The 20,279-nt window shown below is 63.2% G+C and carries 20 protein-coding genes; 17 read left to right on the plus strand and 3 right to left on the minus strand.

The genetic code is table 11. The features are described 5' to 3' along the window. The first annotated feature begins 35 nt into the window (after positions 1 to 35). The 11 genes from aspS to Q8L25_RS03890 all read left to right on the plus strand — a co-directional run bounded on the left by aspS (position 36) and on the right by Q8L25_RS03890 (position 12,468). Positions 36 to 1,832 (plus strand): aspartate--tRNA ligase, encoded by a 1,797-nt coding sequence (aspS, locus tag Q8L25_RS03840; RefSeq protein ID WP_308925646.1) that lies wholly within the window; start codon positions 36 to 38, stop codon positions 1,830 to 1,832. An 80-nt stretch (positions 1,833 to 1,912) separates the two neighbouring features. Beyond that, positions 1,913 to 2,395 carry a dihydroneopterin triphosphate diphosphatase gene (gene nudB / locus Q8L25_RS03845; RefSeq protein ID WP_308923620.1) on the plus strand — a complete coding sequence of 161 codons (483 nt, stop codon included), beginning with the start codon at positions 1,913 to 1,915 and terminating at the stop codon, positions 2,393 to 2,395. Then, positions 2,395 to 2,688 carry a hypothetical protein gene (locus Q8L25_RS03850; RefSeq protein WP_308923621.1) on the plus strand — a complete coding sequence of 98 codons (294 nt, stop codon included), beginning with the start codon at positions 2,395 to 2,397 and terminating at the stop codon, positions 2,686 to 2,688. Before nudB ends, Q8L25_RS03850 begins: the two co-directional genes overlap by 1 nt. A gap of 76 nt (positions 2,689 to 2,764) precedes the next feature. Further along, positions 2,765 to 3,586: an endonuclease/exonuclease/phosphatase family protein gene (locus Q8L25_RS03855; protein ID WP_308923622.1), complete on the plus strand. Its 822-nt coding sequence runs from the start codon at positions 2,765 to 2,767 to the stop codon at positions 3,584 to 3,586. An 8-nt stretch (positions 3,587 to 3,594) separates the two neighbouring features. Beyond that, complete coding sequence (gene clsB, locus Q8L25_RS03860; RefSeq protein WP_308923623.1) at positions 3,595 to 4,758, plus strand: cardiolipin synthase ClsB; 1,164 nt, start codon at positions 3,595 to 3,597, stop codon at positions 4,756 to 4,758. Continuing rightward, entirely contained in the window at positions 4,755 to 5,144 is a 390-nt protein-coding gene (locus Q8L25_RS03865) for an RNA-binding S4 domain-containing protein (protein WP_308923624.1), read from the plus strand. Before clsB ends, Q8L25_RS03865 begins: the two co-directional genes overlap by 4 nt. Before the next feature lie 229 nt (positions 5,145 to 5,373). Continuing rightward, positions 5,374 to 5,979, plus strand: a complete 606-nt coding sequence (locus Q8L25_RS03870; protein WP_308925647.1) for a TetR/AcrR family transcriptional regulator — start codon at positions 5,374 to 5,376, stop codon at positions 5,977 to 5,979. Positions 5,980 to 6,063: 84 nt separating this feature from the next. After that, positions 6,064 to 7,854 carry an acyl-CoA dehydrogenase C-terminal domain-containing protein gene (locus tag Q8L25_RS03875; protein ID WP_308923625.1) on the plus strand — a complete coding sequence of 597 codons (1,791 nt, stop codon included), beginning with the start codon at positions 6,064 to 6,066 and terminating at the stop codon, positions 7,852 to 7,854. Between the two features lie 14 nt (positions 7,855 to 7,868). After that, positions 7,869 to 10,268: a 3-hydroxyacyl-CoA dehydrogenase/enoyl-CoA hydratase family protein gene (locus Q8L25_RS03880; RefSeq protein WP_308923626.1), complete on the plus strand. Its 2,400-nt coding sequence runs from the start codon at positions 7,869 to 7,871 to the stop codon at positions 10,266 to 10,268. A gap of 21 nt (positions 10,269 to 10,289) precedes the next feature. Next, entirely contained in the window at positions 10,290 to 11,486 is a 1,197-nt protein-coding gene (locus Q8L25_RS03885; RefSeq protein ID WP_065310068.1) for an acetyl-CoA C-acyltransferase, read from the plus strand. A gap of 202 nt (positions 11,487 to 11,688) precedes the next feature. Then, a complete protein-coding gene (locus tag Q8L25_RS03890; RefSeq protein WP_308923627.1) occupies positions 11,689 to 12,468 on the plus strand; it encodes an enoyl-CoA hydratase in 780 nt (259 codons plus the stop codon). A gap of 16 nt (positions 12,469 to 12,484) precedes the next feature. Here the strand turns inward: Q8L25_RS03890 and Q8L25_RS03895 are convergent, their stop codons facing one another. Beyond that, complete coding sequence (locus tag Q8L25_RS03895) at positions 12,485 to 13,363, minus strand: LysR substrate-binding domain-containing protein (protein ID WP_308923628.1); 879 nt, start codon at positions 13,361 to 13,363, stop codon at positions 12,485 to 12,487. Between the two features lie 103 nt (positions 13,364 to 13,466). On the opposite strand from Q8L25_RS03895, the gene lldD reads away from it, so the two are divergent. The 4 genes from lldD to Q8L25_RS03915 all read left to right on the plus strand — a co-directional run bounded on the left by lldD (position 13,467) and on the right by Q8L25_RS03915 (position 17,227). Beyond that, a complete protein-coding gene (gene lldD / locus Q8L25_RS03900) occupies positions 13,467 to 14,612 on the plus strand; it encodes an FMN-dependent L-lactate dehydrogenase LldD (RefSeq protein ID WP_308923629.1) in 1,146 nt (381 codons plus the stop codon). 57 nt (positions 14,613 to 14,669) lie between these two features. Next, on the plus strand, positions 14,670 to 15,278 hold the full coding sequence (locus Q8L25_RS03905; protein ID WP_308923630.1) for a TetR/AcrR family transcriptional regulator: 609 nt from the start codon (positions 14,670 to 14,672) through the stop codon (positions 15,276 to 15,278). A 76-nt stretch (positions 15,279 to 15,354) separates the two neighbouring features. Further along, positions 15,355 to 16,512: an iron-containing alcohol dehydrogenase gene (locus tag Q8L25_RS03910; protein ID WP_308923631.1), complete on the plus strand. Its 1,158-nt coding sequence runs from the start codon at positions 15,355 to 15,357 to the stop codon at positions 16,510 to 16,512. A gap of 37 nt (positions 16,513 to 16,549) precedes the next feature. Further along, complete coding sequence (locus tag Q8L25_RS03915) at positions 16,550 to 17,227, plus strand: type 1 glutamine amidotransferase domain-containing protein (RefSeq protein ID WP_308923632.1); 678 nt, start codon at positions 16,550 to 16,552, stop codon at positions 17,225 to 17,227. Here the strand turns inward: Q8L25_RS03915 and Q8L25_RS03920 are convergent. Further along, the gene (locus Q8L25_RS03920; RefSeq protein WP_308923633.1) at positions 17,211 to 17,828 is read right to left on the minus strand and encodes a TetR family transcriptional regulator; all 618 of its coding nucleotides are present in this window, start codon (positions 17,826 to 17,828) and stop codon (positions 17,211 to 17,213) included. The genes Q8L25_RS03915 and Q8L25_RS03920 overlap by 17 nt on opposite strands. Positions 17,829 to 17,869: 41 nt before the next feature. Between Q8L25_RS03920 and Q8L25_RS03925 the strand changes: the two genes are divergently transcribed. Then, positions 17,870 to 18,418, plus strand: coding sequence for a dihydrofolate reductase family protein (locus tag Q8L25_RS03925; RefSeq protein ID WP_308923634.1), 549 nt, complete (start codon positions 17,870 to 17,872; stop codon positions 18,416 to 18,418). Here the strand turns inward: Q8L25_RS03925 and Q8L25_RS03930 are convergent. Then, the gene (locus Q8L25_RS03930; protein WP_308923635.1) at positions 18,382 to 19,224 is read right to left on the minus strand and encodes a metallophosphoesterase family protein; all 843 of its coding nucleotides are present in this window, start codon (positions 19,222 to 19,224) and stop codon (positions 18,382 to 18,384) included. The genes Q8L25_RS03925 and Q8L25_RS03930 overlap by 37 nt on opposite strands. Positions 19,225 to 19,302: 78 nt before the next feature. Here Q8L25_RS03930 and bla point away from each other — a divergent pair, with 78 nt between their 5' ends. Next, positions 19,303 to 20,277: a subclass B3 metallo-beta-lactamase gene (gene bla, locus Q8L25_RS03935; protein ID WP_308923636.1), complete on the plus strand. Its 975-nt coding sequence runs from the start codon at positions 19,303 to 19,305 to the stop codon at positions 20,275 to 20,277. The last annotated feature ends 2 nt before the right edge of the window (positions 20,278 to 20,279 follow it).

Consider the following 20,279-nt stretch of genomic DNA (forward strand, 5'->3'; position numbering starts at 1 on the left):
ACACTCACTAACCTGAACTGAGAATTTTTATGTCTATGCGTACTGAATATTGCGGCCTCGTCACCGAAGCCATGCTGGGCCAAACCGTCAGCCTGTGCGGCTGGGTACATCGCCGCCGTGACCACGGCAGCCTGATCTTCATCGACCTGCGCGACCGCGAAGGCCTGGTGCAGATCGTCTGCAACCCGGAACAAGCCGAGATGTTCAAGGTCGCCGAAGCCGTGCGCAATGAATTCTGCCTGCGCGTGACGGGCGTGGTGACCAACCGTATCGACGGCACCATCAACAACAACCTGAAATCGGGCAAGATCGAAGTGGTGTGCTCCGAACTGGAAGTGCTGAACCCTTCCGTGCCGGTACCGTTCCAGCTGGACGACGACAACCTGTCGGAAACCACGCGTTTGACGCACCGCGTGCTGGACCTGCGCCGCCCGCAAATGCAGAACAACCTGCGCCTGCGCTACAAGGTGACGATGGAAGTGCGCAAGTACCTCGACAACCTGGGCTTCATCGACATCGAAACGCCGATGCTGACCAAGTCGACCCCGGAAGGCGCGCGCGACTACCTGGTGCCGTCGCGTGTCAACGCCGGCAGCTTCTTCGCGCTGCCGCAGTCGCCGCAGCTGTTCAAGCAGCTGTTGATGGTCGCCAACTTCGACCGTTACTACCAGATCACCAAGTGCTTCCGCGACGAAGACCTGCGCGCCGACCGCCAGCCTGAATTCACCCAGATCGACTGCGAAACCTCGTTCCTGACGGAACAGGAAATCCGCGACCTGTTCGAAGACATGATCCGCGTGGTGTTCAAGAACACCCTGAACATCGACCTGCCGAACCCGTTCCCGGTGATGGACTTTGCCGAAGCGATGGGCCTGTACGGTTCCGACAAGCCGGACATGCGCGTCAAGCTGGCCTTCACCGACCTGACCGAGATCATGAAATCGGTCGAGTTCAAGGTCTTCAACGGCGCCGCCAACATGAAGGGCGGCCGCGTGGTGGCCTTGCGCGTACCGGGCGGCGGCACCATGCCGCGTTCGGAAATCGACGCCTACACCCAGTTCGTCGCCATCTACGGCGCCAAGGGCCTGGCCTACATCAAGGTCAACGAGAAAGCCAAGGGTCCTGAAGGCCTGCAGTCGCCGATCGTCAAGTTCCTGCCGGCCGACGTGCTGGCCACGATCCTCGAGCAGACCGGCGCGCAAGACGGCGACCTGATCTTCTTCGGCGCCGACAAGGCGAAAGTCGTCAACGACGCCATCGGCGCGCTGCGCGTGAAAATCGGCCACAGCGAATTCGGCAAGAAAGCCGGCCTGTTCGACGACGTGTGGAAGCCATTGTGGGTGGTCGACTTCCCGATGTTCGAACACGACGAAGAAGCGGACCGCTGGACCGCCACCCACCATCCGTTCACGGCGCCGAAAGACGGCCATGAAGACATGCTGGAAAGCGATCCGGGCGCCTGCATCGCCAAGGCCTACGACATGGTCCTGAACGGCTGGGAACTGGGCGGCGGTTCGATCCGTATCCACCGCGAAGAAGTGCAGTCGAAAGTGTTCCGCGCGCTGAAGATCGATGCCGAGGAAGCGCAGCTGAAATTCGGCTTCCTGCTCGACGCCCTGCAATATGGCGCGCCACCGCATGGCGGCCTGGCATTCGGCCTGGACCGTATCGTGACCATGATGACCGGTTCCGAATCGATCCGCGACGTGATCGCCTTCCCGAAAACCCAGCGCGCGCAAGACTTGCTGACCCACGCGCCGTCGGAAGTGGACGAGAAGCAACTGCGCGAACTGCATATCCGTTTGCGCAGCGCCGATCCTAAAGTAGTCTAAAGCAAAGCCTGACCCGTTGAGGGCTGGGGTCAGACGGGGACGCCGAGTCCCAAGGGTCTGACCCCTTTTTCATTATTGCCATGACTTATAAAATTCCCGTTTCCGTGCTGGTCGTCATCCATACGGCCGACCTCGACGTGCTGCTGATCGAGCGCGCGGGGCAGCCCGGCTTCTGGCAATCGGTGACCGGTTCGATCGACGCCGTCGACGAACCGCTGTTGCAGGCGGCCACGCGCGAGCTGTTCGAAGAGACCGGCATCGTCGCCGACGGCCAGCAGATCGCGCTGCTCGATTGGCAACTGTCGAATGTGTATGAGATTTATCCGGTCTGGCGCCATCGCTATGCACCCGGCGTGGTCCACAATACGGAACACGTGTTCAGCGTGCGCGTGCCGCGCGACTGCGTGGTGACTGTCAATCCGCGCGAACACCTGCGCTATACATGGCTGCCGTATCTGGCGGCGGCCGACCAGTGTTTTTCTTCTTCCAATGCGGAAGCGATTCTGCAACTGCCAGCCATCACGGGGTTGAATCCGGGCCAGGCGCCACAAGAAAGTACCTGATGCTGAACTGGAATTATTTGACGATGCAACAAAAGCTGCTGGGCGCGCTGGGCATTGCGTTCTGCATTTGCGTGATCCTGGCCCTGTTCCGCTTTAATCCGCCGGACCGCACGCCGCCGATCGGCTTGCCGCTGGTGGCGATCGGCTGGCTGCTGCATCCGGGCGCATTTGCCGTGGGCAAACGCACCGTCGCCTGGCGCGGCGCGCCGCTGCTGGTCAAGATCGTGTGGGCGGCCGCCATCACGGCCTTGTTGGTCAGCGTGACGGCTGGCGTGGGGCGCATGCTGGCCTGATCCAACTTCCGCTTTAGGTGCGCGCACGCACCGTTGAATGCAGCGCGGCGCGCCTGTCTCGGAGTAGAATCAATGCATGAAAATCCGCGTAGCAACTTATAATATCCACAAGGGTGTGTCCTCCGTGCGCGGGCTGCCCCGCGTGCATGCCCTCAAGCAGGCGATCGCCCTGTTCGATGCCGATGTCGTGTTCCTGCAGGAGGTACAGGGCAAGCACGACCGCAATGCGGCCCGCTATGGCGCCGAAGCGCATGGCCACAAGCATTGGCCGGAAGCGTCGCAGCATGAATTCTTTGCCGGCCCCGAGCACCATACGGCCTACGGCATGAATGCCGTGTACGACCATGGCCACCATGGCAACGCCTTGCTCAGCCGGTACCCGATCGGCTCCCAGGTCAACCATGACGTGTCCGACCATGCGTATGAACAGCGCGGCATCCTGCATTGCGTACTGCAAACGCCGCAGGCCGACGTGCACTGCTATGTGGTGCACCTGGGCTTGTTCGAATCGGGACGGGGCCGTCAGACGCAGGCCCTGATCGACGCCGTGATGGCCTCGGCGCCGAATGGCGAGCCGGTGATCATCGCCGGCGACTTCAACGACTGGCGCAACACCCTCAGCGACAAGCTGAGGAATGCGCTGGGCGTGGTGGAAGTGTTCGACCAGCGCGCCTCCAATTCGGCCCTGGGCGACCTGGTGCGCACCCTGGCGCGGCGCCAGGCCCGTCCGCCCGTGCCGGTGCCGGCGCGCACCTTTCCCGCCGCCTTGCCATGGTTCCGGCTCGACCGCATCTATGTGCGCGGCTTCCAGGTGGAAGGGGCGCAAGTGATGCATGGCACCTTGTGGGCAAAACTGTCGGACCATGCGCCGATCGTTGCCGCCTTGAAACTGGCCTAGAGTTGCGCATGCGTTCAGTCCACTATACCGCCCATAACGACATCCAGCTGCTGTATTGCGGCACCGACTACTTTCCCGCCCTGATCGGCGCCATCGACAATGCAAAGAAAGAGGTCTATTTCGAGACCTATATCTTTGCCGACGACGCCACCGGCACCCTGGTGCTCGACGCCCTGAAGCGGGCGGCCGCGCGCGGCGTCATGGTCTGCATGATTACCGACTGGTTCGGCACCGGCCGGCGCAGGGTCAACGCCATGCATGCCCAGCTGGAAGCGGCGGGCGTGCATCACCGCGTGTTCAACCCGTGGTTCTTGCGCGGCGTCACGCGCACGCACCGGAAGATCTGCGTGGTCGATTACGAGGTGGCGCTGGTGGGCGGCATCAATATCAATGACGACATGTTTTGCGACTACGACCACAATATCAGCCTGGAAGCGCCGCGCTGGGATTTCGCGGTGCAGGTGAAAGGGCCGCTGGTCGACGCCATCCATATGGAAGCGCAGGCGCAGTGGGCGCGCCTGGGCAAGATGAACCTGGTGCGCCGCATCAAGCTGTACCGCAAGATGCGGGTGGTCGGCAAGGAACTGGCGAAGAACCCGGTGGTGGCCGGCTTTGTCGTGCGCGACAACCTGCGCAACCGCCGCACCATTCAGCGCGCCTATCTGCAGGCGCTGGGCCAGGCGCGCAAGAGCGTGATGCTGGCCAACCCGTATTTTGCACCCGGCCACAAGCTGCGCCGGGCGCTGGCGCGCGCCGCCCAGCGCGGGGTGGACGTGGTGCTGCTGATCGGCGTGGGCGAGTTCAAGCTGCAAGATGCCGTCGCGCATTCGTTTTACCCTAAGCTGCTGGCGGCCGGCGTGAAAATCGTCGAATACCGCAAGACGCAGCTGCATGCCAAGGTGGCGGTGGTCGACGATGACTGGGCCACCGTGGGCTCGAGCAATATCGACGCGCTCAGCCTGTTTTTGAACCAGGAAGCCAATGTGGTGATCAAGGACGTGGCGTTCGCCCAGGCCTTGCGCCAGCATATAGAACAGGGCATTGCCGACGGCAAGGTGATCCACCAGGACGACTTCAAGCATATCGGCCGCGTGCAGCGCATCGGCTATGAGCTGGCGTTCTGGAGTTACCGCCTGGTGATGCGCATCTTTTCAGTAGGGAAATACGCATGAGCGAGATGAGCAATCTGCGTATCGACAAATGGCTGTGGGCGGCGCGTTTTTTCAAGACGCGCACCCTGGCCAGCGAGGCCGTCGATACCGGTAAAGTCAAAGTGGGCGGCGAGCGCGTGAAACCGGCGCGCGGCCTGCGCATCGGCGATGAATTGTTCATCGACAATGGCGCCGATACGTGGGAAGTGGAAGTGCTGGGCCTGTCCGACAAGCGCGGCGCGGCGCCCGTGGCGCGCCTGCTGTATGCGGAAACGCCGGCCAGCATCGCGCGCCGCGAGCAGGCCCAGGAAGAACGCAAACTGTTCCGCGAGCCGGGCAGCACCATCAAAGGGCGGCCGACCAAGCGCGACCGCCGTCAACTGAGCAAGGCCGGCGACCTCTCCTGAGTTGCCTCAATACGCCGTTTCCTGGCCGTGACAAGCCGGCCAGGAATTGTTGCATCGCATCAATAGAACGTCCGCTCTAAATTTCGTGTTTGACTTTTGCGGCGCACTGGATAATAGTACGAGCGTTCGGATTTTTTCATGGCGTGCTTTTTTTTGCCGCGACGACAAAATCCACCAGTCTGGCCACATCACATTAAGAACGGTAATTTTGAATACTTCAGTCAAATTCATGCGCAAGGGCGAACTGACGCGGGCCGCCATCCTCGACGTGGCGCTGGACTTGTCCAGCCGCGACGGCCTGGAAGGGCTGACCATCGGGCTGCTGGCCGACAAGATGAACATGAGCAAATCGGGCGTGTTCGCCCATTTCGGCTCGCGCGAAGACTTGCAGATGGAAGTGCTCAAGCTCTACCACCATCGTTTCGAGCAGGAAGTGTTTTTTCCGAGCATGAAAGAGCCGCGCGGCATCGCCCGCCTGCAATCGATGTTTGCGCGCTGGGTCAAGCGGGTCAGCGTGGAAATCGCCTCGGGCTGCATCTATATCAGTGGCGCCGTCGAGTATGACGACCGTCCGGGCCCGATCCGCGAGTCGCTGGTGGCCATGGTGCAAGCCTGGCAGGGCGCCTTGCTGCGCAGCGTGCAGCAGTCGATCGCTTCCGGCGACCTGAAGGCCGGCACCGACGCGCAGCAGATGGTGTATGAAATGTATGGCCTGATTTTGGCCCTGCATCACGACGCGCGCTTCCTGCGCGTGCCGGGCAGCATCGAGCGGGCGCAGCGCGGTTTCGAGCGCCTGATCGAGTCGTACCAGAATCACGCCACCGTCACAGAATAAGCAGTCCAGCAGGATCAGCAGGATCAGCAACATACGCCGCACATACAAGTACAACACTTTAGCTAATGCCTTGAGGAGAAAATAATGGGTCAATACGTCGCGCCTATCCGTGATATGCAATTCGTTCTGCATGAGTTCCTGAACGTCGGTGAAGAGCTGAAAGCCATGCCCGATTACGCCGAAGTCGATGCCGACATCATCAACCAGGTACTGGAAGAGGGCGCCAAGTTCACCTCGGAAGTGCTGTTCCCGCTGAACCACTCGGGCGACCGCGAAGGCTGCAAGCACGACGCCGCGACCCACACCGTGACCACGCCGAAAGGCTTCAAGGAAGCGTACAAGCAGTACGTCGACGGCGGCTGGGCGGCGCTGGCCTGCGATCCGGAATACGGCGGCCAGGGCTTGCCGGTGGTGCTGAACAATTCGTTCTATGAAATGCTGAACTCGTCGAACCAGGCCTGGTCGATGTACCCGGGCCTGTCGCACGGCGCCTACGAGTGCCTGAAGGAACACGGCACCGATCACCAGAAACAGGTCTACCTGCCGAAGCTGGTGTCGGGCGAATGGACCGGCACCATGTGCCTGACCGAACCGCACTGCGGTACCGACCTGGGCCTGCTGCGCTCGAAAGCGCTGCCACAGGACGACGGTTCGTGGCTGATCACCGGCAACAAGATCTTTATCTCGGCCGGCGAGCACGACATGGCGGAAAACATCCTGCACCTGGTGCTGGCCCGCGTGCCCGACGCACCGGAAGGCTCGAAAGGTATTTCGCTGTTCCTGGTGCCGAAGTTCCTGCCGAAGGAAGACGGTACGGTTGGCGAACGCAATCCGATCACCTGCGGCGCCATCGAAGAAAAAATGGGCATCCACGGCAACTCGACCTGCCAGATGAACCTGGACGGCGCGCGCGGCTGGATCATCGGCCAGCCGAACAAGGGACTGAACGCCATGTTCGTCTTCATGAACGCGGCCCGCCTGGGCGTGGGCATGCAGTCGCTGGGCCTGACCGAGATCGCCTTCCAGAACGCGCTGATCTACGCCAAGGACCGCACGCAAATGCGTTCGCTGTCCGGCATCAAGAACCCGGAACTGCCGGCCGACCGCATCATCGTGCACCCTGACGTGCGCCGCATGCTGCTGACCGGCAAAGCCTACGCCGAAGGCGCGCGCGCCTTTACCTCGTACGTGGCGCTGCAGATCGACCGCGAACTGCACCACCCTGACGCCGACGTGCGCAAGGAAGCGGCCGACGAAGTCGCGCTGCTCACGCCCGTGATCAAGGCCTTTATCACCGATAACGCCTGGATCGCCACCTCGGACGCGATGCAAGTGTTCGGCGGCCATGGCTATATTTCGGAATGGGGCATGGAACAATATGTGCGCGACGCGCGCATCAACATGATCTACGAAGGCACCAACACGATCCAGTCGCTGGACCTGCTGGGCCGCAAGATCCTGGGCGACAACGGCGCCAAGCTGCGCAAGTTCGGCGAAAAGATCAAGGCCTTCGTGGAAGACAACGGTACCGACGAAGCGATGAGCGAATTCGTCACGCCGCTGGGCGACCTGGGCGACAAGGTCACCAAGCTGACCATGGAAATCGGCATGAAGGCGTTCCAGAATCCGGACGAAGTGGGCGCGGCCTGCGTGCCCTACCTGCGCGTGGTCGGCCACATGATCTACAGCTACCTGTTCGCGCAGATGGCCAAGATCGCACTGGAAAAAGAATCGTCCGGCGACACCTTCTACACGGCCAAGCTGGCCACCGCCCGTTTCTATTTCGCCCGCCTGCAACCTGAAACGGCCACCCTGATCCGCCAGGCGCGCTCCGGTTCGGCCAACCTGATGGCACTCGACGCAGACCTGTTCTAAGACTTGAGGAAAATATGACCAATTTCATCGTTAAAAAAGTTGCCGTTCTCGGCGCCGGCGTGATGGGCGCGCAGATCGCCGCCCATTGCATCAACGCGAAAGTGCCGGTCGTGCTGTTCGACCTGCCGGCCAAGGAAGGCCCGAAGAATGGCATCGTGCTGCGCGCCATCGAGAACCTGAAAAAGCTGTCGCCTGCGCCATTGGGCAACAAGGATGACGCGGCCCTGATCCAGGTCGCCAACTACGAAGACAACCTGGACCTCTTGGCCGGTTGCGACCTGATCATCGAAGCCATCGCCGAGCGCATGGACTGGAAACACGACCTGTACCAGAAGGTGGCGCCGCATATCGGCCCGAACGCGATTTTTGCGTCGAACACCTCCGGCCTGTCGATCACCAAGCTGGCCGAAGGCTTTGACGCCGACCTGAAATCGCGCTACTGCGGCGTGCACTTCTTCAATCCGCCGCGCTATATGCACCTGGTCGAAATCATTCCGACCGAGTTTACCAAGCCCGAGATTTCGGACCAGCTGGAAGGCTTCCTGACCACCACCCTGGGCAAGGGCGTGGTCCGCGCCAAGGATACGCCGAACTTCATCGCCAACCGCGTGGGCGTGTTCGGCATCCTGGCCATCGTGCACGAAGCCGAAAAATTCGGCCTGTCGGTCGATGTGGTGGATGACCTGACCGGCGCCAAGCTGGGCCGCGCCAAGTCGGGCACCTTCCGCACCGCCGACGTGGTGGGCCTGGACACGATGGGCCATGTGATCAAGACCATGCAGGACTACCTGCCGAACGACCCGTTCGCCGCCGTCTACAAGACGCCGGACGTGCTGGCCAAGCTGGTGGAAAAAGGCGCGCTGGGCCAGAAGAGCGGCGCCGGCTTCTACAAGAAGGTGGGCAACGAGATCCAGCGCCTGGATTTCGCCACCGGTGAATACGTGGCCGGCGGCGCGAAGGCGGCCGACATCATCGCCCGCATCCTGAAGGAAAAGGATCCGGTCAAGAAGATGAAGGCGCTGCACGATTCGACCAATCCGCAGGGCCAGTTCCTGTGGGCGATCTTCCGTGACGCCTTCCACTACATCGCGATCCACCTGGACACCGTGGCCGACAATGCGCGCGACATCGACTTCGCCATGCGCTGGGGCTTCGGCTGGAACGTCGGTCCGTTTGAAACGTGGCAGGCCTCGAACTGGCTGCAAGTGGCGAACTGGGTCAAGGAAGATATCGACGCCGGCAAGGCGCTGTGCGATGCACCGCTGCCGGCCTGGGTATTCGAAGGTCCGGTCGCTGAAAAAGGTGGCGTGCACACGGCCGAAGGTTCGTACTCGGCTGTCTCGAACAGCTTCGTGCCGCGCTCGACCCTGTCCGTCTACGACCGTCAGCCATTCCGCGCACCTGTGATTGGCAGCGGCGCGGTGGACGGCAAGACGGCCGGCACCACCGTGTTCGAAGATGAATCCGTGCGCGTCTGGCATACGGGCGACGACGTGCTGATCATCTCGTTCAAGACCAAGATGCACGTGATCGGCGAAGGTGTCATCAATGGCCTGAAACTGGCATTGGCCGAAGCGGAAAAGAACTTCAAGGGCCTGGTGATCTGGCATGCGGATGCGGCCGAAGGCGGCGCGTTCTCGGCCGGCGCCGACCTGCAGTCGGCCCTGCCGGCATTCATGCAGGGCGGCGTCAAGGCGGTCGATCCGATCATCGCCGAACTGCAGAAAACCTTCATGTCGCTGAAATACGCGAACGTGCCGGTCATCGCCGCAGTGGCGGGCCTGGCGCTGGGCGGCGGCTGCGAACTGGCGCTGCACGCCTCCAAGCGTGTCGCCTCGATCGAGTCGTATATCGGCCTGGTGGAAGTGGGCGTGGGCCTGATTCCTGCCGGCGGCGGCCTGAAAGAAGCGGCGCAGCGCGCCTACAAACAGGCCAACGGCAATGACATCCTGCAGTTCCTGAAAGTGGGCTTTACCAATGCCGCTACCGCCAATGTGTCGAAGTCGGCGCTGGAAGCGAAAAAAATGGGCTACCTGAAGGAAGACGACGTCATCGTCTTCAATCCGTACGAGCTGCTGCACGTGGCGAAAGTCGAAGCGCGCGCCATGTTCGACGCCGGCTTCCGCCCAGCGCTCCCGTCGCTGATCCAGGTCACGGGCCGTTACGGCTGGGGCACCATCAAGGCGCAGCTGGTCAACATGCGCGACGGCGGCTTTATCTCCGCGCACGATTTCAAACTGGGCGAGATGATCGCCGAGATCGTGTCGGGCGGCGATATCGACCAGGGCAGTTTTGTGAGCGAACAGTGGTTGCTGGACATGGAACGCAAGGCCTTCCTGGAATTGCTGAACCATCCGAAGACGCAGGAACGCATCATGGGCATGATGCAGACCGGCAAGCCAGTGCGTAACTAAATCGATAAGCGAAAGCAGACTATGAGCAAACAACTTCAAGACGCGTATATCGTCTCCGCCACCCGCACGCCGATCGGCAAGGCGCCGCGCGGCATGTTCCGGAACACCCGTCCCGACGACCTGCTGGTGCGCGTGCTGCAATCGGCGCTGGCGCAAGCGCCGGGCCTGGACCCAGCCCTGATCACCGACGCCATCATCGGCTGCTCGTTCCCGGAGGCGGAACAGGGCTTCAATATCGCCCGCCAGTCGGTCCTGCTGGCCGGCATGCCGAAAACCGTGGGCGGCGTGACCGTCAACCGCTACTGTGCCTCGGGCATCACCGCCATCGCCATGGCCGCTGACCGCATCCGCGTTGGCGAAGCCGACGTGATGATCGCCGGCGGCATCGAATCGATGTCGATGGTGCCGATGATGGGCCACCACCCGTCGATGAACCTGGACATGTTCAGCGACGAAAACATCGGCATGGCCTACGGCATGGGCCTGACGGCCGAGAAAGTGGCGCAGCAATGGAAAGTGACGCGCGAGCAGCAGGACGCGTTCTCGGTCGAGTCGCACCGCCGCGCCATCGCCGCCCAGCAAGCCGGCTTCTTCAAGGCCGAAACCACGCCGGTCGAGATCATCACGCGCACGCCGAACCTGGCCACCGGCCAGGTCGATGTGAGTCGCCGCACGGTCGACACCGACGAAGGCGCGCGCGCCGATTCGACCATGGAGTCCCTGGCCAAGCTGAAACCGGTATTTGCCGCCAAGGGCAGCGTCACCGCCGCCAACAGCTCGCAGATGTCGGACGGCGCCGGTGCGCTGCTGATCGTCAGCGAAAAAATCCTGCGCGAGCATAACCTGACGCCGCTGGCCAAGTTCTCGTCGTTCGCCGTGCGCGGCGTGCCGCCGGAAATCATGGGCATCGGTCCGAAGTTCGCGATTCCCGCCGCCTGCGCCGCCGCCGGCATCACCCAGGACCAGCTGGACTGGATCGAACTGAACGAAGCGTTCGCCGCGCAAGCGCTGGCCGTGATCGGCGACCTGGGCCTGGACCCGTCGAAAGTGAACCCGATGGGCGGCGCGATCGCCCTGGGCCACCCGCTGGGCGCGACCGGCGCCATCCGCGCCGCCACCGTGATCCACGCGCTGCAGCGCACCAAGCAGAAATACGGCATGGTGACGATGTGCGTGGGCGCCGGCATGGGCGCGGCCGGGATTTTTGAGCGCGTTTGATGACACCTGGCATAAGCTACTGCGCGTTGCGATTCGCGGCCTGCGATGCTCACTGTGCCTTCGCACAGCTGCGCGTCTCGGCCACAACTCGCGGCCGCTCGCTACGCTTCTGCCAGGCGTCGTGACGCAAGAGGTCAGATTGGCTTAGTCAAAACTTGGGCGCTGGGGATACCTCGGCGCCCTTTATCTTTTTGGAGACACCATGGATATTTTGTGCAGCAAGAGCGATGGCATACTGACGCTGGAATTCAACCGCCTGGAACGCAAGAATGCGATCACGGGCGCGATGTACCAGACCCTGGCCGATGCGCTGGTGGCGGCCGAAACCGACACCGAAGTGCGCGCCATTATGTTGTGCGGCAAGCGCGAGATTTTCACGGCCGGCAATGACCTCGACGACTTCATGAAGACGGCCCGCCCGAAAGACGGCTCGCTCGACCATGACCGCCCGGTGTTCCAGTTCATGCGCGCCTTGTACGGTTGCAGCAAACCGGTGGTGGCGGCGGTGTCCGGTCCGGCGATCGGCATCGGCACCACCATGCTGATGCACTGCGACTTGGTCTACGCGGCCGACAACGCCAGCTTCTCGATGCCCTTCACCCAGCTGGGCCTGTGCCCGGAATTCGCTTCCAGCCTGCTGTTCACGCAGCTGGCCGGCTACCCGCGCGCGGCCGAAAAGCTGATGTTGGGTGAGGCCTTCCCGGCCCAGGAAGCGCTGGAAATGGGCCTGGTATCGAAAGTGCTGCCGCTGTACGAACTGATCCCGTTCGCCCAGGCGCAGGCCGCCAAGCTGGTGGCCCTGCCAGCAGCCTCGATCCGCGCCACCAAGCGCCTGATGAAGCAGAGCCGCATGGAGCCGATCAAGGCGGCGATCGCCGACGAAAACCAGCTGTTCAGCGCCATGCTGGGCGCGCCGGAAGCCAAGGAAGCGTTTACGGCGTTCTTTGAAAAACGCAAGCCGGATTTCAAGAAGTTTGCCTGAGTAGCAGCGCCCGGTGCTACTGCTGCATCTGCGCCGCCAGTTCCAGCCAGGCCCGCGCCGCTGGCGGCAAGTAGGCTTGCCGGCGCCAGGCCAGGGTCATGTGCCAGTCGGTGTGCGGTTCATCGAGGGGCGCTTGCCAGATATCCTCGCGCCGGTGTTTTTCCGCCAGCATGCGCGGGAAGAAGGCCACGCCCAATCCCGCCGCCACCAGGTCGACGATAAAGTCGATCTGGGCGCTGCGCGCGGTGATCTTTGGCTGCACGCCCTTGCGCGCGCAGGCGTCGAGGATGATGCGGTTCAGCGCGAAGCCGCCTTCGAACAGAATGAAGGGGGTGGTGGCCAATTGCGTGAAGTCGACGCGCCCGCTGCCCGCCAGCGGATGGCTGGCCGACATCAGCGCCACCAGCGGTTCGATGCGCACTTCCTGGAAATCGAAGTCGGCATGCACGGGCGCCAGGATGGCTGCCACGTCGACCTCGCCGTCGTGCAGGCACTGGTTGAGTTTTTGGCCGCCATGCTCCAGCAAGGCGATCTCGATGGCGGGATAGCGGCTGCGGTAGGCGGCGAACATGGCGGCAAACACGACGCCGCTGCCAACGGGCGGTATGCCGATCCTCAGCACGCCACGTTGCAATCCCTTCAGTTCATCGAGTTCGACCAGCAGATCCTGGCGTTCGGCCAGCATCGTTTGCGCGCGGCGGTAGGCGATGTCGCCGGCGGGTGTCAGTTCGATGCGGTGGCCTAGGCGGTTCAGCAAGGGCAGGCCCAGTTCCTCTTCCAGCGTCCTGACGGCCTTGCTGACGGCGGACTGGGTCAGCGACACCGTTGCCGCCGCTTGCGAAAAGCCGCCCTGGCGCACCACTTCGACAAAGATCCGCAGCGTTCGTAAATTCATCGGTATTCCATTGGCGACTGGATCGTAGAAAAATAAGTTGTTTGCATCATAGCAAAGCCGACCTTATGCTGCTCATCTCACAACACCATGTCGCCCCCCTGCCATGATCATTTCTTCCGCCTCCGACTATCGCGCAGCGGCACGCCGCAAGCTGCCGCGCTTCCTGTTCGACTATATCGACGGTGGCGCCTATGCCGAACATACGTTGGCTGCCAATACCGCCGACCTGGCGGCGATCAGCCTGCGCCAGCGCATCTTGAAGAATGTCGGCCAGCTGAGCCTGGAAACAGAACTGTTCGGCCAGAAGCTGGCCATGCCAGTCGTTCTGAGCCCGGTCGGCCTGACCGGCATGTATGCGCGCCGCGGCGAAGTCCAGGCGGCGCAGGCGGCCGCCAGCAAGGGCGTGCCGTATTGCCTGTCGACCGTGTCGGTGTGCCCGATCGAGGAGGTCGCGTCACAAAGCAGCGCGCCGATCTGGTTTCAGCTGTATGTGCTGAAGGATCGTGGTTTCATGCGCAACGCGCTGGAACGCGCGCAGGCGGCCGGCGTGAAAAACCTGGTGTTTACGGTGGACATGCCGACGCCGGGCGCGCGCTATCGCGATGCGCATTCGGGCATGTCCGGGCCGTACGCCGCACCGCGCCGCATGCTGCAGGCGATGACGAAGCCGGCCTGGGCATTCGATGTCGGCCTGCTGGGGCGGCCCCACGACTTGGGCAATATTTCCAGTTACCTGGGCAAGGCCGTGACCCTGGAAGACTACATCGGCTGGCTGGCGAACAACTTCGACCCATCGATCAGCTGGAGCGACCTGGAATGGATACGCGACTATTGGAAGGGCCCGATGATCATCAAGGGCATTCTCGATCCGCAGGATGCCAGGGACGCCGTCAGTTTCGGCGCCGACGGCATCGTCGTGTCGAACCATGGCGGTCGCCAGCTCGACGGCGTGCCGTCCACCGCCCGCGCGCTGCCGGAAATCGCCCAGGCGGTCGGCAGCGACCTGACGGTGCTGGCCGATTCGGGCGTGCGTTCCGGCCTCGATGTGGTGCGCATGCTGGCGCTGGGCGCCCGCGCCGTGCTGCTGGGACGCTCGTCCGTCTATGCGCTGGCGGCCGATGGACGGCATGGCGTGGAAAACCTGCTCGACATTTTCGCGCGTGAAATGCGGGTAGCCATGACCTTGACCGGCGTGACGGCGATCGACCAGATCGACGAGGCCATCCTGGTGCGCGGGCGCGGGCTGTGAATCGCGGGTGCACATCACGTTGTAGACGACTGGTCTAATCATGCTATACTATGTTCCATGAAAGCCGAATACACCGACGTCCGCCAGCACATCCTTGACCAGGGCAAGGCCATCATCACGCGCAAGGGTTTTGCCGGCGTGGGCCTGAACGAGATCCTGGCGGCCGCCGCCGTGCCGAAGGGCTCGTTCTACCATTACTTCAAGTCCAAGGAATTGTTTGGCGAGGCGATGCTGGCCGATTATGTGCAGGGCTACCTGGCCGAGATGGATGTCGTGCTGGGCCAGCCCGGCCAGGGCGCGGCGCGCTCCTTGATGGATTACTGGGCCAGCTGGACCAGCGCAAGCCTGGACGGCAGCGGTTGTGATTGCCGTTGCCTGGTGGTCAAGCTGAGCAGCGAAGTGGCGGACATGTCCGAGCCGATGCGGATGACCTTGCTCGATGGCACCAACCGCATTATCGCCAGGCTGGCGCTGGCCATCGCGCAGGGCAGGGTGGACGATACCCTGCCGTCGGTGGCGGACCCGGCGCACATGGCCTCGGCCCTGTACCAGCTGTGGCTGGGGGCGGCCATGCTGACCAAGCTGCGGCGCGACGACAGCGCTTTGAAGACGGCATGGCAGTCAACGTTGACGATGCTGGAGCTGCCGCCAGGCAGCTATCAATGAAATCCGGGCGGATGCACTCATCCGCTTTTTTTGAAACCGAATATAGACGACCAGTCTAATAATAAGGAGTGACAGCATGAAGCATTTTGAATTCCATAACCCCACCAGGATCGTCTTCGGCCTGGATACCGTCGCCAAACTGTCCACGCTGGTGCCGCAGGACGCGCGCGTGCTGATCCTGTACGGCGGCGCCAGCGCCGAAAAGACCGGCACCCTGGCCGAAGTGCGCACCGCGCTGGGCCAGCGCAGCGTACAGGAGTTTGGCGGCATCGAACCGAATCCCAGCTATGAAACCCTGATGCGCGCGGTGGCGCAGGTGCGCAGCGAAAAACTGGACTTCCTGCTGGCCGTCGGCGGTGGCTCGGTGATCGACGGCACCAAGTTCGTCGCTGCCGCCGCCCTGCATGACGGCGTAGCCTGGGACATCGCCGAACGCGGCGGCGCCAATATCGAGCAGGCCTTGCCGTTCGGCGCGGTGCTGACCCTGCCGGCCACCGGTTCGGAAATGAACAGCGGCGGCGTGGTGACGAAAAAGGCCACGCATGCCAAGCTCAGTTTCCGCAGCCCGCTGCTGTATCCGCAATTTTCCGTGCTCGACCCCAGCAAGACGTTTACCTTGCCGGCCACGCAGGTCGCCAATGGCCTGGTCGATGCGTTTGTCCACACCACCGAACAGTATCTGACCTATCCGGTGCAGGCGCGGGTACAGGACCGCTTTGCCGAAGGCCTGCTGCAAACCCTGGTCGAGATCGCGCCGCAGGCGGTGGCCTCGCCCGACGACTACGACACCCGCGCCAACCTGATGTGGACCGCCACCCTGGCCCTGAATGGCCTGATCGGCGCCGGCGTGCCGCAGGACTGGGCCACCCACATGATCGGCCACGAACTGACGGCCCTGTACGACATCGACCATGCGCGCACCCTGGCGCTGGTGCTGCCCGCACTGCTGGACGTACAGCGCGAGCAGAAACGCGGCAAATTGCTACAGTATGGCGAGCGTGTCTGGAATATCACCGAGGGCAGCGACGACGAACGCATCGACGCCGCCATCGCCCGCACCCGCGCCTTCTTCGAGGGACTGGGCATTCCGACCCGCCTGTCCGCCTACGCCCTGGGCCAGGAGGCGGTGGAAGCGGTATTGAAACAACTAGAAGCACATGGCATGACGGCACTGGGCGAACACCGGGATATCGACCTCGCGCGCAGCCGCCGCATCCTCGAAGCGGCACTTTGATCCACCCTCGATACACCCACACTGAAAAGGACAAAATATGAACATCCTGATGGTACTGACCTCGCACGACACACTGGGCGACACCGGCAAGAAAACCGGCTTCTGGCTGGAAGAATTCGCCGCGCCGTATTACACGCTGAAAGAGGCGGGCGCCACGCTGACGGCGGTCTCGCCGCTGGGCGGCCAGCCGCCGCTGGACCCGAAAAGCGATGAAGCCGACTCGCAAACGGACGCCACGCGCCGCTTCAAGCTCGATGCTGTTGCCCAAAATGTGCTGGCGAACACCGGCAAGCTGTCCGAAGTCAAAGCGGCCGACTTCGACGCCGTGTTCTACCCGGGTGGCCACGGTCCGCTGTGGGACCTGGCCGAAGACCGGCACTCGATCGCGCTGATCGAACAGATGATCGCCGCCGGCAAGCCTGTCGCCGCCGTCTGCCACGCGCCCGGCGTGCTGCGCAATGTCAAAGGTGCCGATGGCAAGCCGCTGGTCAATGGCAAGCGCGTCACCGGCTTTACCAATACCGAGGAAGAAGCGGTGGGCCTGACCAATATCGTGCCGTTCCTGGTCGAGGACATGCTCAAGGCAAACGGCGGCGATTACTCCAAGCTGGGCGACTGGCAGCCGTACGCCATCACCGATGGCCTGCTGGTCACGGGCCAGAATCCGGCATCGTCGGAAGCGGCAGCGGAAGCGCTGCTCAAGCTGCTGGCGTAAGGTCCCGCTGGTGCGTTTGGCGGGCCGCCATGCCCGCCAGGATCAGGCCGACCGAGGCGTGCCATTGCGTCTCGCTGGCCGGCCTGCCCGCCAGCGCATGGCCGTGCAGGAAGTCGACGAGCGCATCGCGCCCGCGCAGCCGGGTTTTTTTATCCAGTTGCATGCCTTCGACGGCCAGCTCGAACAGCGTGGTAAAACGCTCGGCCACGTCGGCCTGCGACACCAGCCCGCGCGCCATCAGGCGCACGAAATACGGCGTGGCGCTGATCAGTTCCAGGTACAGCGCGCACAGCGCGAGCAAGCGCCGTGCCGGTGCCTGGCGCCGCGTAAATGGCGGCCGTGCCGGATCGAGCGCGGCAAAACGCTCAAGCATCAACGCCAGCAATAATTCCTCTTTCCCCGCATGGTAGTGATACAGGGCCATGGCGTCGACGCCCAGCTTTTGCGCCAGCGCGCGCATGGAAAATGCTTCGCCTTTTTCTTCCAGCAGGATCGATGCCGCCTGCAGGATGCTGGCGCTGTCCAGCGCGGGTGCGGTGCGGCGCGGACGCCCGGCGCGCCGCACGGCAGGTTCGGTGGCTTGAAGTTTTTCGGTTTTCATGGGCATAATTCTACACTGTAGAATTAAATAAAGGCATCATCATGAAAAAACCCTTTGTCAGCGTTTTTCTCGGCATCAGCATCGACGGCTGCATCGCGGGAGAAAACGGCGACCTGTCCTGGCTGGCCGAACTGGCCCCCGACTCGCCCGAGGCCACCGGCTACACGGCCTTGATGGCGCAGGTCGATACCCTGCTGATCGGCCGCACCACTTATGACGCCGTGCTGGGGTTCGAGCCGTGGCCGTATGCGGGCAAGCGCGTGGTCGTACTCAGCCACCGCGATTTTTCGCCACACCACGGGGAACAGCGCCGCGAAGGCAGCGTACGGGAAGTACTGGAGGAACTGGCCGGGGAGGGTTGCCGTCACGTGTATCTCGATGGCGGCGCCGTCATCCGCGCCGGCTTGCGCGAGGGCGTCATCGACAGCCTGGCCTTGTCCGTGTTGCCGGTGGTGCTGGGCAAGGGCGTGCGCCTGTTCGAGGACGGCTTGCCGCGCAGCGACTGGCGGCTGGACGAGACGCGCCAGCTGCCCAGCGGCGTGGTGCAGCTGCGCTATCTGGCGATGTCGGCGATAAAGCCGGGATCGTAGCGCGCATTTTCCGGCATGCCATCGGGCTGTTGGTAGCCACAGGGGTTGCAGACGACGCGGCAAGCCCCTATGCGGTAATCGTGCGAGGCATGCATATGGCCGTGCACCCACAGGTCGGCCTGGGCCACCAGCTCGTCGAGGTGCGAGGCAAAGGCGGGCGAGCCAAGGTTGGTCGCGTACTGTTCTTCGACCGAGCGCATCGACGGCGCCATATGCGTGATGACCACCGTGGGGCCGTCGAACGGCTGCGCCAGCTGCTGCGCCAGCCAGCCCTTGTGCCGCGCATGCAGGGCGGCCGTATCGTGTGCGCACAGCAGGCGGGGATCGACGCCGCCGGTACTGATGCGCTTGTAGTCGGGCATATAGCTTTGCGCCGCCGTCAGGGCTTCGTCCAGGCGCTCTTCGCCGAACAGCAGGAAATCCGTCCACAGGGTCGCGCCCAGGAAGCGTACGCCGTCCAGCTCCACCGCGTCGCCATCGAGCAGGCGGATACGGGCGCCGCGCGCATTGGCGCTGGCGCAGGCGTCATGGATCGCTGCCTGCATCTGTTCCAGCTGGTGGCCATAGCCTTCGTGATTGCCATGCACGTACAGCACCGGCAGCGCGCCAAATGTGCGCGCGGCCCAGGCAATCGCATTGGCGCCCGTGTCGATGTCGCCGGCCAGGATCACCGCGTCGGGGCGGCCGGACAGGTCGATCGCGGGCGCGTTCTCGCGCCACACTTCCAGGTGCAGGTCGGACAGGATCAGCAGACGCATGGCAGACAGGCGCAGGCTCAGGGTGCGCGGCAGTGGACAAGCGCCCATCCTGACACAAACTTGACCGCAGCGCGATGGTGACGCTACTCTTTGTTTCCTGAGAAAAATATTCCTGACTGGAGCCGCATGCCGCCTTTCGCCTTTTCCAAGCTGTTCGCCGCGCTGGCCATGCTGCCGCTGTCATGCTCTGTCCTGGCGCAGGCCGCCGACGATCCGCTGACCCGTCCCATCGTCTCGCCCTATGCCGAGCAGTGGAACCGCCCGCAACAGCCGGTGCGCATCCATGGCGACACGTATTATGTCGGCGTCGGTGGCCTGAGCGTGGTGCTGATCCATACGCGAGCAGGGCTGGTCCTGATCGACGGCGCGCTGCCGCAATCGGTGGCGGCCATTCGGGCGCATATCGAGGAACTCGGTTTTCGCATCGAAGACATCAAGTTCATTTTGAATACGGAAGCGCATTTCGATCATTCGGGCGGCATCGCCGCGCTGGCGCGCGACAGCGGTGCGCAAGTGGTCGCCAGTCCCCTGGGGGCACAGGCCCTGCGCGCGGGCCGGGTGCTCGACGAAGATCCGCAAGCGGGCGAAATCGACCCCATGCCGGCGGTGGAGAACGTGCGCGAGATCGCCGACGGCGAGACTTTATCGCTGGGCGAACTGACCGTGACGGCGCGCCATACGCCCGGCCACACACCGGGCAGCACCAGCTGGACCTGGGTCTCGTGCGAGGATGAAGCGCGCAGCGACTGCCTGAACGTGGTGTTCGGCGCCAGCCTGACGCCGGTGGCGGCCGACGACTTTCATTACCTCGGTGACGAACGCCATGCCGACCTGACACCGGCGTTTCGCCGCGTGATGCAGGACTTCGCGAAACTGCCCTGCGACATCCTCATTTCCGCCCACCCCGACCATTCGGGCGCCGACCGGAAGCTCGCGCAACGGGTGATGGGCGTGTCACCGAATCCCTTTGTCGATGCGCAGGCGTGCCGCGATTACGCGGCGAAAAACGAGGTCAAGCTGGACGCGCGCATCGCCAAGGAAAAGGCCAAGGCGAGCGAAGCCGGGCAGGCGTCTCAAGCGCCTGGCGCGATTCGCCAGTGACT

It is taken from the genome of Janthinobacterium sp. J1-1 (genome assembly GCF_030944405.1).
Classification (GTDB): Bacteria; Pseudomonadota; Gammaproteobacteria; order Burkholderiales; family Burkholderiaceae_D; genus Janthinobacterium.